General features: G+C 32.1%; 12 protein-coding genes. 11 read left to right on the forward strand and 1 reads right to left on the reverse strand.

Annotation, left to right across the window (positions count from 1 at the left end; all coding sequences use genetic code 11):
- Nucleotides 1–61 precede the first annotated feature (61 nt).
- The 5 genes from fabZ to KTC92_RS13150 all read left to right on the forward strand — a co-directional run bounded on the left by fabZ (nt 62) and on the right by KTC92_RS13150 (nt 4877).
- The gene (fabZ, locus tag KTC92_RS13130) at nt 62–508 is read left to right on the forward strand and encodes a 3-hydroxyacyl-ACP dehydratase FabZ (protein WP_165411779.1); all 447 of its coding nucleotides are present in this window, start codon (nt 62–64) and stop codon (nt 506–508) included.
- A gap of 50 nt (nt 509–558) precedes the next feature.
- A complete protein-coding gene (locus KTC92_RS13135) occupies nt 559–1902 on the forward strand; it encodes an acetyl-CoA carboxylase biotin carboxylase subunit (protein ID WP_216302123.1) in 1344 nt (447 codons plus the stop codon).
- 110 nt (nt 1903–2012) lie between these two features.
- Complete coding sequence (accD, locus tag KTC92_RS13140) at nt 2013–2873, forward strand: acetyl-CoA carboxylase, carboxyltransferase subunit beta (protein WP_165411777.1); 861 nt, start codon at nt 2013–2015, stop codon at nt 2871–2873.
- Between the two features lie 42 nt (nt 2874–2915).
- The gene (locus KTC92_RS13145) at nt 2916–3866 is read left to right on the forward strand and encodes an acetyl-CoA carboxylase carboxyltransferase subunit alpha (RefSeq protein WP_216302122.1); all 951 of its coding nucleotides are present in this window, start codon (nt 2916–2918) and stop codon (nt 3864–3866) included.
- Between the two features lie 129 nt (nt 3867–3995).
- Nucleotides 3996–4877, forward strand: a complete 882-nt coding sequence (locus KTC92_RS13150) for a DegV family protein (RefSeq protein WP_220286232.1) — start codon at nt 3996–3998, stop codon at nt 4875–4877.
- Nucleotides 4878–4999: 122 nt separating this feature from the next.
- Here KTC92_RS13150 and KTC92_RS13155 read toward each other — a convergent pair whose 3' ends face one another.
- On the reverse strand, nt 5000–5146 hold the full coding sequence (locus tag KTC92_RS13155; protein ID WP_165411774.1) for a small, acid-soluble spore protein, alpha/beta type: 147 nt from the start codon (nt 5144–5146) through the stop codon (nt 5000–5002).
- Between the two features lie 155 nt (nt 5147–5301).
- Between KTC92_RS13155 and proC the strand changes: the two genes are divergently transcribed.
- The 6 genes from proC (at nt 5302) to KTC92_RS13185 (ending at nt 13827) form a co-directional block, all read left to right on the forward strand.
- Nucleotides 5302–6111, forward strand: coding sequence for a pyrroline-5-carboxylate reductase (gene proC, locus KTC92_RS13160; protein ID WP_220286233.1), 810 nt, complete (start codon nt 5302–5304; stop codon nt 6109–6111).
- Between the two features lie 277 nt (nt 6112–6388).
- Nucleotides 6389–6664: a hypothetical protein gene (locus KTC92_RS13165; protein ID WP_216302119.1), complete on the forward strand. Its 276-nt coding sequence runs from the start codon at nt 6389–6391 to the stop codon at nt 6662–6664.
- A 196-nt stretch (nt 6665–6860) separates the two neighbouring features.
- Nucleotides 6861–7724 (forward strand): methionyl aminopeptidase, encoded by an 864-nt coding sequence (locus tag KTC92_RS13170; RefSeq protein WP_220286234.1) that lies wholly within the window; start codon nt 6861–6863, stop codon nt 7722–7724.
- A 397-nt stretch (nt 7725–8121) separates the two neighbouring features.
- On the forward strand, nt 8122–11052 hold the full coding sequence (locus tag KTC92_RS13175) for an insulinase family protein (protein ID WP_220286235.1): 2931 nt from the start codon (nt 8122–8124) through the stop codon (nt 11050–11052).
- A 38-nt stretch (nt 11053–11090) separates the two neighbouring features.
- Nucleotides 11091–12038, forward strand: coding sequence for a phosphoglycerate dehydrogenase (locus KTC92_RS13180; RefSeq protein ID WP_220286236.1), 948 nt, complete (start codon nt 11091–11093; stop codon nt 12036–12038).
- Between the two features lie 46 nt (nt 12039–12084).
- Nucleotides 12085–13827, forward strand: a complete 1743-nt coding sequence (locus tag KTC92_RS13185; protein ID WP_220286237.1) for a MutS family DNA mismatch repair protein — start codon at nt 12085–12087, stop codon at nt 13825–13827.
- Nucleotides 13828–13899: the final 72 nt, after the last annotated feature.

Raw genomic sequence — 13899 nt, forward strand, 5'->3', positions numbered from 1 at the left:
AGACAGCTTAAAACTGTCATATGGTGACTGGTGTAATTGCATGAAAGGTGGAATCATTAATATGGAAGATATAAAAGGTACTACTTTAGATATAAAACAAATACAAGAAATTATTCCTCATAGATATCCATTTTTATTTGTGGATAAAGTAGAGGAACTAGAACCAGGCAAAAGAGCTGTTGGGTATAAGAATGTTACTATGAATGAGTATTTCTTTCAGGGGCATTTTCCAGAAGAACCTATACTTCCGGGAGTAATAATTATTGAGGCTTTAGCGCAGGTTGGGGCAGTGGCACTTTTAAGTATGGAGAGCTATAAAGGTAAAATAGCTTACTTTGGTGGTATTAATAAAGCAAAATTTAGAAAGAAAGTTGTTCCGGGAGATGTGTTAAAGCTAGAGGTAGAAATAATCAAAATGAAGGGACCTGTTGGGATAGGTCTAGGCATAGCTACAGTAAATGGAGTTAAAGTGGCACAAGCTGAAATTACATTTGCGGTAGGGAAATAAACATTAAAAACACTTTTGTTAATAATTTTTAGTGTGGGGAAGGTAATAATATGTTTAAGAAGATATTGATTGCAAATAGAGGCGAGATTGCGGTAAGAATAATCAGGGCGTGTAATGAAATGGGTATTCAAACTGTTGCAGTATATTCTGAGGTAGATAAAGATGCTCTTCATACTCAAATGGCAGATGAGGCTGTATGTATTGGACCTAGTAAATCTAAGGATAGTTATTTAAATATGCAAAATATTTTGAGTGCCACGGTGCTTACGGGCGCAGAGGCAATTCATCCGGGGTATGGGTTCTTATCAGAAAATAGTAAGTTTGCACAGATGTGTGAGGAGTGTAATATAAAATATATAGGCCCAAATTCACAAAACATTGATAATATGGGAAATAAATTAAAGGCAAGAGAAATTATGATAAATGCTGGGATACCAGTAGTCCCTGGTTCGGGCGGAGCGATTGACTCTGAAGCAGATGCTTTAACGGAAGCTGAAAAAATAGGATATCCTGTAATGATAAAGGCCTCAGCAGGAGGCGGGGGACGAGGAATTAGAGTCGTTAGTAAAATAGAAGATCTTATACCTGCGTACAACACTGCAAAAGCTGAGGCGAAAACTGCTTTCGGTGACGATACAATGTATATGGAAAAATTCATAGAAGAGCCAAGACATATAGAGTTTCAAATACTTGCAGATGAGCATGGAAATGTTGTTCATCTTGGCGAGAGAGACTGTTCTATTCAAAGGCGTAATCAGAAGGTAATAGAAGAGGCACCAGGAGTCCGAATGACAGGAGAACTTAGAAAACAGATGGGTGAGGTTGCAGTTAAAGCGGCTAAGTCTATTAATTATAAAAATGCTGGAACTATAGAGTTTTTATTAGATAAACATGAAAAATATTACTTTATGGAGATGAATACACGTATACAGGTAGAGCATCCAATAACAGAAATGATCACTAGAGTAGATTTAGTTAAAGCGCAGATAAGAATTGCTGCAGGCCAAATACTTCCTTATAAACAGGAGGATATAAAAATTGAGGGCCATGCTATTGAATGTAGAATAAATGCAGAAAATCCTTCTAAAAATTTTATGCCTTGTCCTGGCGTTATAAAATCACTACATATTCCAGGAGGATATGGAGTAAGGATTGATAGTGCGGCATATCAAGGATACAAGATTCCACCCACATATGACTCCATGATAGGAAAACTCATTGTCCACGGAAAAGATAGAGATGAAGCAATACGTAAAATGAGAAGAGTATTAGGGGAGTTTATAATAGAGGGTGTGGATACTAATATAGATTTTCAATTTAAAATAATAAATAATAGTAATTTTATAAAAGGAAAATTTGATACTAGTTTTATTAGTAAAGAATTTAACAAGTAGCTAAACACATACTGGAATTTATTGCATAAAAGTTTTATACTATGAGAGTGGTATCTATTTGGTATGCTATAAATTATAGTGTAGGTATGTTTTTAGAAAGGGGTAGCTATATGTTTGAGTTTAAACGTATATTTAAAAAAAGTAAATATATTGAGGTTAAAAGTTTAGAAGATGAATATGGTGAGAAAAAACCTAATATCCCTACAGGAATGTGGGTTAAATGCGAAACATGTGGCAAAATCCTTTATAATAAGGATTTAGAGAGTAGCATAATGACATGTGATAATTGTAGAACCCATTTCAGAATTGGGTCTAGAGAAAGAATAAATTATACTATAGATGAAGGGACTTTTATAGAATACGATAAAGATATGATCTCAGATGACCCTATAGATTTTGAGGGATATAAAGATAAACTCCAAAGTTTGCATGATAAAACCTTATTAAAAGAAGCTGTAATAACTGGAGAAGGAAAGATAAATGGACAGGATACGTTAATTGCAGTAATGGATAGCAATTTTATGATGGGAAGCATGGGCTGCGTTGTCGGAGAGAAAATTACAAGGGTCATTGAAAGAGCAACAGAAGCTAAAAAACCAATTATTATATTCACTGCCTCAGGGGGAGCTAGGATGCAGGAAGGCATATTTTCGCTAATGCAAATGGCCAAAACTAGTGCTGCTATTGCAAGGCATAATGAAAAAGGTTGTCTTTATATAACTGTTCTTACAGACCCAACTACAGGTGGAGTTACAGCAAGTTTTGCTATGCTGGGAGATATAATAATCTCTGAACCTAATGCATTAATAGGGTTTGCAGGTAAAAGAGTTATTGAACAAACATTAAAGCAACAATTACCTGATGGTTTTCAAAGGGCTGAATTTCTGCTCCAAAAGGGTTTTATAGATAAAGTAGTGGATAGAAAAGCTATGAAGGATACTTTAACGCAAATATTGAAAATTCATTCATAGCATTAAGAGAAAGACAAAAGTAACGGTAGGGAGTGGAATTTTATGGTAACTTTACCTTTTGAAAAGCACATGTATGAACTTAAAAGTAAAATAGATGAACTAAAGAATTTAGCAATAGATCAAAATATGGATTTAGAAAAAGAAATAAGACAGATGGAAATTAAGCTCTACAATATGAAAAAGGAAGCCTATAAAAACTTAACTGCCTGGGATAAAGTAAGTATTGCGAGGCTTGTGGAACGTCCTACTGCTCTTGATTATATAAATCTGATTTTTGATTCCTTTATGGAGCTACATGGTGATAGGTATTATGGAGATGATTCTGCTATTGTAGGTGGAATAGCAGAGTTTAATGGTATTCCTATAACTGTTATAGCCCAGCAAAAGGGAAATAACACCAAGGAAAACATAAAGAGAAACTTTGGTATGCCAAATCCAGAGGGGTATAGAAAAGTTTTAAGACTTATGAAACAGGCAGAAAAATTTAAAAGGCCTATTATTTGTCTTGTAGATACTCCGGGAGCATATTGTGGACTAGGTGCAGAAGAAAGAGGTCAAGGTGAGGCAATTGCTAGAAATCTTATGGAAATGGCAACATTAAAAACACCAGTAATTTCAATAGTTATAGGAGAAGGCGGAAGTGGTGGAGCTTTAGCTATGGCGGTAGCAGATGAGGTTTGGATGCTAGAACATGCAATTTATTCTATTTTGTCACCGGAAGGTTTTGCTAGCATATTATATAAAGATGCAAGTCTTGCTAAAGAAGCGGCTACTGCAATGAAAATAACAGCTCAGGATTTAATTGATTTTGGAATAATAGATAGAATTATAAAAGAGCCTTTAGGTGGGGCGCACACTAATTTAGATGAGATGGCGGCAAGTATTAAACGTAATTTAGAGGAGTCAATTGTTAGATTAATGCGGGAACCTATAGAATCTTTACTTACTAAGAGATATTATAAATTTAGAAAGATTGGTAAGGTAGTGGAATAATTTTAATTTTAGTGATGTTAAGAAAAGTATATATACTTTTCTTTTTTTTTGTATTGAAGTGTTTATATAAATCATACATAATAGAAGGTGAGAATAATATTTAAGATAATGGCAAAGGGGAATTAAGTTATGAGTAGAACACACAGTGGGACGATTTTAGTGATAGATTCAGGATGCGATCTATCTTTAGATTATATTAAACAAGAAAACATAGTACCGATAGGAATAATATGTAATTTTAAAGGTCAAGCAATAGAGGATGATTTTGGGAAAAATATTATTCGTAAGGACTTTTATGATGCTTTAAGGCAGGGAGAGATGCCTACTACATCACAAATAAATAGTCAAAGATATGTAGAGGTTTTTAGAAAGTATGTGAAGGAAGAAAAATCTATAATATATATTGCTTTGTCTTCTGCATTAACAGGAACTATAAACAGTGCAAATATAGCAATAGAGACTATACTTGAAGAGTTCCCAGAGGCGGATATAAGTATAGTTGATAGTAAATGCGCAAGCCTTGGACAAGGACTGTTAGTGCATTATGCTTATGAAATGTTAAAGAAAGGAAATTCAAAAGGAGAGATAGTTACCTGGCTTGAGGAAAATAAACTTAAGATTAACCACTGGTTTACAGTTAATGATTTAAACCATTTAAAAAGAGGTGGAAGAATTTCAAGTTCCGCTGCAGCTGTTGGCACCTTGTTAAATATAAAACCAGTTTTGTTTGTGGATAATGAAGGAAGACTTACTCCTTTTTCTAAGTGTAGAGGTAGAAAAAAGGCAATAAATACCTTAGTTGAAAAATTTAAGGAAAGAACAGACCCAAATAAAGAGCAAGTTATTGCTATAAGTCATGGAGATTGTATTGAAGATGCATTAGCTTTAGAGGCTTTGGTTAGAGAAAATGGAAATGTTAAAGATGTTATTTTAAATTATGTGGGTACAGCAATAGGGTCCCATACAGGACCAGAAATATTAGGATTATATTTTATGGGTGATGAAAGATAATGGTTAAGGCGTATTATGATAAATGGAATTGCAATTTATATAATATCATAAATTAAAAATTAATTTATGAAGTAAAAGAAAGACAGGGTAAGATATCTTTCTTTTACTAATATAGAGAAGAACTATTCTGTTTCATTTCCTAATTTCTTAGATTCTTTAGAAACACCTATTTCGTTGGCAGTTTCCATTCTCATTTTATCTAATTCTTTTTTCGTTTTTGGATTAGCCTTTTTATTATCTTTACTATTTTTATTGTTTTTATGTGACATTTCAAGATCCTCCTTATATTACTTAGAGCACAAATAACTATTAATTGCTTTGCTCCTTTATAATAAATATTTCAATATTAGTATAACCAAGTTCATGAAATGTATGTGATATAATTAGTATTATTAAAAAAAATTATATAGGAGGAAATAATTATATGAATAAAAAGATAGGATTTATAGGCTGTGGTAATATGGCAAAGGCTATGATAAGTGGAATAGTAAAATCAAATTTAGTTTCTAGCCAACAAGTGATAGCAAGTAATCCATCAGATAAGAGTTTAAATAAGGTAAAAGAACAATATAATATTCTAGTAACTAATGACAACAAGGAAGTTGCTGAATTTTCTGATATATTAATTTTAGCTGTAAAACCCTATAAATACTCTGAGGTTATCGATGAAATAAAACCATATTTAAAGCCGACGGTAGTTATAGTAACTATAGCTGCAGGGGTAACTTTAGAATATATGAGTAATACACTCGGAGGCGCTGCAAAGGTTATAAGAACTATGCCAAATACTCCAGCGTTTGTTGGCGCGGGTATGAGTGCACTTTGTTCTAATAAAAATATAACTAAAGAAGAATTGCAAGACGTAGTAAATATTTTTGAAAGTTTTGGTAAGATAGAGATATTAGAGGAAAAGCTTATTGATGTAGTTCCGGCGGTAAGTGGCTCATCTCCTGCTTATGTTTATATGTTTATTGAAGCTTTAGGTGATGGGGCGGTACTTCAAGGAATGCCAAGAGAAAAGGCTTATAAAATGGCAGCGCAAGCAGTGCTAGGGGCAGCTAAAATGGTACTTGAAACAGGAGAACACCCAGGAAAACTTAAAGACGATGTATGCTCACCAGGTGGAACTACTATAGCGGCCGTATACACCTTAGAAAAGAATAATTTTAGAGGATCAGTAATTTCAGCTATGGAGAGTTGTACAGAAAAGGCAATTAAAATGGGTGAAAAATAAGATTTTCAAAAAATAGAGGCAATTACATATGAATCTCAATAGAATGAAACTGTTTGGTGACTAGGTACAGGATTAGGGTATAAAATATGCTCTAATCCTGTACCTTTTTTATTGTGCAACAAAGAATTACCCCGGAAAATATTTGTAATAAAATTACATGAAAAACATATACATTTATTAAGGGTTTGAGCAATTTGCATCCCTAAAGCACCACTTTAGCAGATAGTTTAACGACATTTCAGCTCGGCAGGAGATGATTTAACTGGAGGGAAAGCAAATGGAAACAGAGGGTTTATTGGTTAAGATTAATTATTCGCAAGAGGGTAATGAGAGTTTAGCAATAACGTATACTACTAATATAAATAAGGATAATCATTCTTCTAAGTATTTAATTTGTGGAGGAAGGTATAATAGAAATGGTGGAACTATAATGTTTAAGGCTAAAAATATAGAAGAAGCTTCAGAAATAGCTAATAATAATCTAGTGGCCAAAGCAGGAGTTAATAAATATGAGTATTTTAAACTATCAACATCTGAAATAGGGTTAACATAAATGCGCATTAATACCACTATGTATTTTGAATTTTCAATGAATACATTGACACAATCACAAAAAGTTTTTGCGAAACGGTTGAATACTTGGGATTATGAACTATAATTAAAGATGAAATCATCAATATAGAATATACTTACAACTAAACTGTGGTTGTAATTGACGGTTTGAATAATTTCAATTGGGAGGAAATATAATGAATAAACTATCGCGAAATGATATTTGTTGGTGTGGCAGTGGTAAGAAATATAAAAAATGTCACATGGATCAGGATATATTTATAGGGAATATAGAGGAAAAAGTAGGTTATAAAATACCTAGAGATATAATGAAAACAGAGGAACAAATAGAGGGTATAAGGAAAAGTTGCAAGTTAACTCATGATATACTCGATATTGTTGGGGAGAGAATAAAAGTTGGAGTAACCACAAATGAAATTAATACTTGGGTACATGAATATACTGTGCAGCATAATGCATATCCAGCACCACTCGGCTATGGGGACTTTCCTAAGAGTGTATGTACATCTATAAATGATGTAATATGTCATGGTATACCCGATGATACAGTTCTAAAAGATGGTGATATAATTAATGTAGATGTGTCTTGCATATTAGATGGATATTATGGTGATGCTAGTAGAATGTATACAATTGGAGAAATGTCTAAGGAAGCGTTAGATTTGGTGCGTGTATCGAAAGAGTGTTTAGAAAGGGGTATAGAGCAGGTAAAACCCTTCAATACCCTTGGAGATATAGGGTGTGCTATTCAAGAGCATGCAGAAGGTTTTGGATATTCGGTAGTATACGATTATGGTGGTCATGGCGTTGGATTGGAGTTTCATGAAGAACCATTTGTACCTCATATAGGCAAAAAAGGAGAGGGGTCAATATTACTACCTAATATGATTTTTACTATTGAGCCTATGATTAATATGGGTAGTCCTGAAACAGATGTACTTGAAGATGATTGGACAGCGGTTACAGTAGATGGTTCATTGTCATCTCAGTGGGAACATACAATACTTGTTACTAAAACAGGATATGAGATACTAACATAAGACTACATTATATGTAAAAATACCCCCAGAAATGGAGGTATTTTTATATATAATGTTTTATAAGTGACTATTCTATTTTTATTTATGTACCAATGGTATTGTAAATGTCGTTAAATTTTATAAATAGGATTAATTAAGCTTATGAACATAAATGGAGAAAGCGAAGATAAAATAGCATTATATGATTTTGTTGTTTAGGTGTAGTATAGACAAAATAAAAATGAGGAAAGATAAATCTATAATTTATGTTGATGGTAGCGCGGAATAAAATGTTGTATAATGAATATAATAGGTAAATATTGATATTGACAGGTGTAATTTACATGGGGCAAGGTTTTAGGATATGAAACACTTAATAAGTATTTAAACTTTTAAAAAAAGTACGAGGAGGACAGAAATGAAGTTTACGATTGGCGGTATATATCACGGATTTAAGTTAATTGAAGAGAAAAATATAGGAGAGCTAAATTCTGTTACAAGGTTGTTTGAACACATTAAAAGTGGGGCTAGACTGTTGCATTTAGAAAATGATGATGATAACAAGGTGTTTTCTATAGGATTTAGAACACCACCGAAAAGTAGTAATGGGCTTCCACATATACTGGAACATTCAGTGCTTTGTGGCTCTAGAAAGTTTCCAACAAAGGAGCCTTTTGTTGAATTAATAAAGGGATCTTTAAATACATTTTTAAATGCTATGACTTTTTCTGACAAAACGATATATCCTCTAGCTAGTAAAAATGATAAAGATTTTTTTAATCTTATGGATGTGTATTTAGATGCAGTTTTCTATCCGAATATATACTCACAACCTGAAATATTAATGCAAGAGGGCTGGCATTATGAATTAGAAAACAAGGAAGATAAACTAACTTATAAAGGTGTAGTTTATAATGAAATGAAAGGTGCATTTTCATCTCCAGAAGGGTGCCTCATGCGCAAGGTTCAAGAGTCCTTATTTCCGGACACATCATATGGCGTAGAATCTGGTGGAGATCCAGAATGTATACCAGAATTATCGCAGAAAGAATTCATAGAGTTTCATAAAAAATATTATCATCCATCAAATAGTTATATATTCCTATATGGAGATGGAGATATTGATAAACAGTTACAATTTATTAGTGAAGAGTATTTAAATAATTTTGATAAAATTACAGTAGAGTCATCTATTAGCTTACAGAAACCATTTAGCAAAATGGAAGAAGTTAAGATGGATTATCCTATTTCATGTGATGACGATGAGAATGGCAAAACATTCTTAAGTATGAACTTTGTATCAGGTGATAATATTAGCCATCCAGAAATGCATTTAGCCTTTGAAATTTTAGAGTATTTATTACTAGAGAGCGCTGCAGCACCTTTGAAGAAAGCACTTATAGACGCCGAGATAGGTAAAGATGTATTTGGAGGTTTTGATAATAGCATATTACAACCGGTGTTTAGTATAGTAGTAAAAAACTCTAATGAAAGTGAAAAAGAAAGATTTAAGGAAGTTGTATTTACAACTTTAAAGGATTTAGTTAAAGAAGGAATAGATAAAAAATTAATAGAAGCTTGTATAAATAGTACTGAATTTAAATTAAGGGAAGCTGACTTAGGTGGTTTTCCAAAGGGATTATATTACTATATAACTAGTATGGACAGCTGGCTTTATGATAAAGATCCAACTATGCATTTAGAGTATGAAAGTTATTTGATCAAAATAAAAGCTGCATTAACTACTAATTATTTTGAAAAACTTATAGAAAAGTACCTAATAAATAATACCCATAGTTCTATGGTTATATTGAATGGTAAAAAGGGCCTAGCAGAACAAAAGTCCAAGGCAGTAGAAGAAAAACTAGCTAAGTATAAGGAAAGTCTTTCAGAAAAACAAATAGAGGAAATAGTTAAGCAGGGGAAAGCTCTTAAAGAAAGACAAATGACGCCAGATGCTGTGGAAGTGCTAGAAACTATTCCTTTACTTGAACTAACGGATATTGAGAAACAAGTAGAACATTTACCTTTAAAGGAAAAGGATGAGCAAGGAGTAAAAGTATTATCTCATAATATATTCACTAATAAAATTGCCTATATAAATGTATTATTTGATTCTAAAAAAGTAGATATAAAGTTACTACCTTATGTAACATTATTATCAACTATTTTAGGAAGGGTAAGTACGCAGAATACTAGTTATTCTGATTTATCTAATGAGGTTAATATTCATACAGGCGGAATTCATTTTACCACAGAGGTATTTGGCGAAAGTGGAAATTTTGAAAAATATAGCCCCAAGTTAGTAGTAAAGACTAAAGCTTTAACTGAAAAGCTTCCTAAATTATTTGATATTATGGCAGATATAATTAGCAATACTAAATTTGATGAAAAGAAACGTTTGAAGGAGCTAATTCAACAATTAAAATCAAGGCATGAAATGAAGATTCTTGATAGAGGACATATGGTATCAGCTGGAAGACTTACATCTTACTTCTCGCCAGCTTCAGCTTATATAGAAAAAACTACAGGAATAGCTTTTTATAAATTTATTGATGAGATTGAAAGAGATTTTGATAACAAAGCAGAAGAGATCATTGAAAACTTAAACAAGGTATCAAAGCTTATATTTAACAAAAATAATCTTATAATAAGTGTTACAGGAGAAGAAGACATATATACTGCATTTACTACAGAGCTACCTAAGATTATAAGCGTCTTAGGAGAAGAAAAATTGCCAGATGCATTGTATAATTTTGATCTAAATAAAAATAATGAAGGATTATTAACCTCATCAGATGTTCAGTATGTAGCTAAAGGATATAACTTCATTAAGAAGGGATATTCATATTCAGGTAAAATGCTAGTACTTAAAACTATAGCAAGTCTCGATTACCTATGGAATAGAGTGCGTGTGCAAGGTGGCGCCTATGGTGGTTTTGCAAATATAGCTAGAAGTGGGAATATAGTCTTTGTATCTTATCGTGATCCTAATGTCCAAGAGACTTTAAAAGCTTACGATGGAATATGCGATTATATAGGAAGCTTTGAAGCCTCAGAAAGAGAAATGACAAAATACATTATTGGAACAATCAGTGAGCTTGACTCACCATTAACACCTTCTATGAAAGGTGAGCGGGCGACAGCATATTATATAAGAGGTATTACTGAGGAGCAAAGACAAAAGGAGAGAGAAGAAGTATTAAGTACAAATCCTGCGGACATTAAGTCTTTTAAAGCACTATTAAATGATGTTATAAAGGAAAACTACTTTTGTGTACTGGGAAATGAAACTAAACTTAAAGATAATAAAGAAATATTTACTAATTTGGTAAATGTATTTAAATAAGGTGCCTTATGGCACCTTTTTTTCGAAGGAGGATTTGCATGGCTATTAAAGCACTCTTTACATATAATTATGGCGAAGAAAAAATGAAAGGTATAGAAGATTTTGGGTATGATATAAAGGTAGCTAAAGAGCAAGATTTAATTTATAGTGAAAAGCTTGAGGACATAGAGGTTTTAATTTGTTATGATCCATTTAAAACACTCGCCATAGAGAAAATGAAAAAGCTAAAATGGATTCAATTATCTAGCATAGGTATTGACCAATTGCCAACAGAGTATGTTAAAAACACTTCTATTATAATTACGAATAATAAAGGTGGCTATAGTATACCAATGGGGGAATGGATTGTATTAAAAATTCTAGAGCTCTTTAAGAATAGTAAGGGGCTATATGAAAATCAAGCTAATAAAAAATGGAAAACGGATACAAGTATTCGGGAGATATATGGTAAAACTATAGGATTTATAGGGACAGGCACAATAGCTGCGGAGGCAGCTAAACGACTTCAAGGGTTCGGCGTAAACTTAATAGGTGTAAATACAGATGGTAGAGATGTTGAATATTTTAATACATGCTATGCTATGAGTGAATTAGACCAAATGATTAAGTTATGTGATGTGATTGTGTGTACAGTGCCATATACCAAAGCTACCCATCATTTAATTAATGAAGATAGATTTATTGCAATGAAAAATGGAGTTTTTTTCATAAATGTAGCTAGAGGGAGTATTGTGGATGAAGCTTCTTTAATTAAAAATTTGAAAAATGGTAAACTAGCAGGAGCCGCAATAGACGTATATGAAGAAGAACCTTTAAAAGTGGATAATCCATTATGGAATCTAAATAATGTTATATTAACTTCTCATAATTCCTGGATTTCAGAGATGAGAAACCAGCGAAGATTTAACCTTATATATAAGAATATGAAAAAATATGTACAAGGGGAAGAACTAGTAAATGTAGTAGATTTAAAAAGAGGGTATTAGATTATTTATAAAAAGGAGTTAGTGATTTTTAAGGGGGATAAGGTAAGTGGACAAGGATAAAAAATTTAGCAACTTATTTATAACAAGCATGGTTATGGCTGCAATCATAACTTACATAACAATTATTTTAGGGAAAAATGCAAAAGAGATATATTTGTGGGGAATTATTATCTCTTTAGTTTTAGTGATGCTAGGTCTAGTAGCAAGAAGCAAAGCAATATTTTATAAGAAATTAAAACAGGTTAGAGAAAACTATGGTGTGGAAAATAAGCGAGAGAGGAAATTTGAAGATATTAAATTATTATTTGATGTATTAAAGTATAAAAACCCGCAGGAAATATATGTTGATGATCAAACTTACTTAGATTTAAATATGAACCAGGTTTTTGAAAAGGTAGACAGAACATTGTCATCTCCAGGGGAACAGTACTTATACCATATTTTAAGAAATCCAATTTTAAAAGAAGAAAAACTAATTAATAGAAATAAGACTATTAGTTTTTTTCAAAAAAATAAGGAAACAAGAGAAAAAATACAAGTTAGTTTATTAAAGCTGGGAAGACAGCGTAATAATACTGTAACATCGTTTTTATGGAATGAGATCTTATATAAAACTTCAATGAAGCCATTGCTATATCTTTTAACATTACTAGCTTATGGTTCTTTAGTTTCAATAGCTTTTATTGGAATATCTAAAGCCTTTTATTTTTTATTTATAATGTTTTTAGCTAATGGGTTTATTAATGTTAAGATTAAAAAACAGGTTGGGGCAGAAATTGAAGCTATGGGATATTTAGGAAAGATAATTACGTTAGCTGAAGTTATGGGAAGAGTAGAGGATGAAGAGATAAAGGAATATACCTTAAAGCTTAAAGAAAAAGCAAAGGGTTGCAAGGTGATAATGAAAAAAGCTACCTCCATTGGAATAGGAAGAATAGAAGGTGCAGATGTTATTTTTGAATACTTTAATATGTTTTTTTTAAAAGAAGCTAGAGGCTTTTATAGAATAATAGATGAGGTTAAAGCACATATTGGAGAAATAAGAGAAATTTATTTAATTTTAGGAGAAATTGATGCATTAATATCTGTAGCGTCCTATAGGGATGGGCTTTTAGAATATACGGAGCCTAAATTAACAAAAGGACTTAAAGAGATAAAAGGTGAGAATATAAAACATCCATTAATAGAAGCTGCTGTAGGTAATTCTTTAACTATAGAAAAGGGTGTTATTATAACGGGTTCAAACATGTCAGGTAAATCTACTTTTTTAAGGGCTGTGGGCTTAAATGCAATATTTGCACAAACTATTTTTACCTGCCTTGCTACAAGCTATGAAGGTGGATATTTCAATATAGTATCTTCGATGACTGTAAGTGATAATATAACTGGTGGGAAAAGTTATTATTTAAGTGAGGCAGAGGCAATATTTAGAATAATTAATGTTTGCAATGAGGAAGTAACAAACCTATGTCTTATTGATGAAATTTTTAGGGGAACTAACCCTATTGAGAGGGTTAATGCTTCTGCTGAAATTTTAGCTTATTTGTCTATTCACAATTCTTTGGTTGCAGTAGCTACACATGATCTTGAAATAACTAAAATGGTAGGAGACTTATATGAATGCTATTATTTTACTGAGAGTGTAGGGGAGCATGGATTAGAGTTTGATTATAAAATAAGAAAAGGGGTATCTTCTACCAGAAATGCAATAAAAGTACTTGAATTTATGGGATATCCAGAAGAAATTATTCATAGAACCAATGAAAGAATTATAAAGAGTAAAATTTAAGCGAAATTACTCTTTAATGTAAATATGTAAATACCACTTGCTACGTAAGTGGCATCTAAGGGAGGAAGTTAT

The organism is Clostridium sp. CM027 (genome assembly GCF_024730565.1).
Lineage (GTDB): Bacteria > Bacillota > Clostridia > Clostridiales > Clostridiaceae > Clostridium_AD > Clostridium_AD estertheticum_B.

Coding starts and splice junctions, on each gene's coding strand:
- fabZ (WP_165411779.1), top strand. CDS start 62: ATGGAAGATATAAAAGGTACTACTTTAGATATAAAACAAATACAAGAA.
- KTC92_RS13135 (WP_216302123.1), top strand. CDS start 559: ATGTTTAAGAAGATATTGATTGCAAATAGAGGCGAGATTGCGGTAAGA.
- accD (WP_165411777.1), top strand. CDS start 2,013: ATGTTTGAGTTTAAACGTATATTTAAAAAAAGTAAATATATTGAGGTT.
- KTC92_RS13175 (WP_220286235.1), top strand. CDS start 8,122: ATGAAGTTTACGATTGGCGGTATATATCACGGATTTAAGTTAATTGAA.
- KTC92_RS13145 (WP_216302122.1), top strand. CDS start 2,916: ATGGTAACTTTACCTTTTGAAAAGCACATGTATGAACTTAAAAGTAAA.
- KTC92_RS13150 (WP_220286232.1), top strand. CDS start 3,996: ATGAGTAGAACACACAGTGGGACGATTTTAGTGATAGATTCAGGATGC.
- KTC92_RS13170 (WP_220286234.1), top strand. CDS start 6,861: ATGAATAAACTATCGCGAAATGATATTTGTTGGTGTGGCAGTGGTAAG.
- KTC92_RS13165 (WP_216302119.1), top strand. CDS start 6,389: ATGGAAACAGAGGGTTTATTGGTTAAGATTAATTATTCGCAAGAGGGT.
- KTC92_RS13155 (WP_165411774.1), bottom strand. CDS start 5,146: ATGTCACATAAAAACAATAAAAATAGTAAAGATAATAAAAAGGCTAAT.
- KTC92_RS13180 (WP_220286236.1), top strand. CDS start 11,091: ATGGCTATTAAAGCACTCTTTACATATAATTATGGCGAAGAAAAAATG.
- proC (WP_220286233.1), top strand. CDS start 5,302: ATGAATAAAAAGATAGGATTTATAGGCTGTGGTAATATGGCAAAGGCT.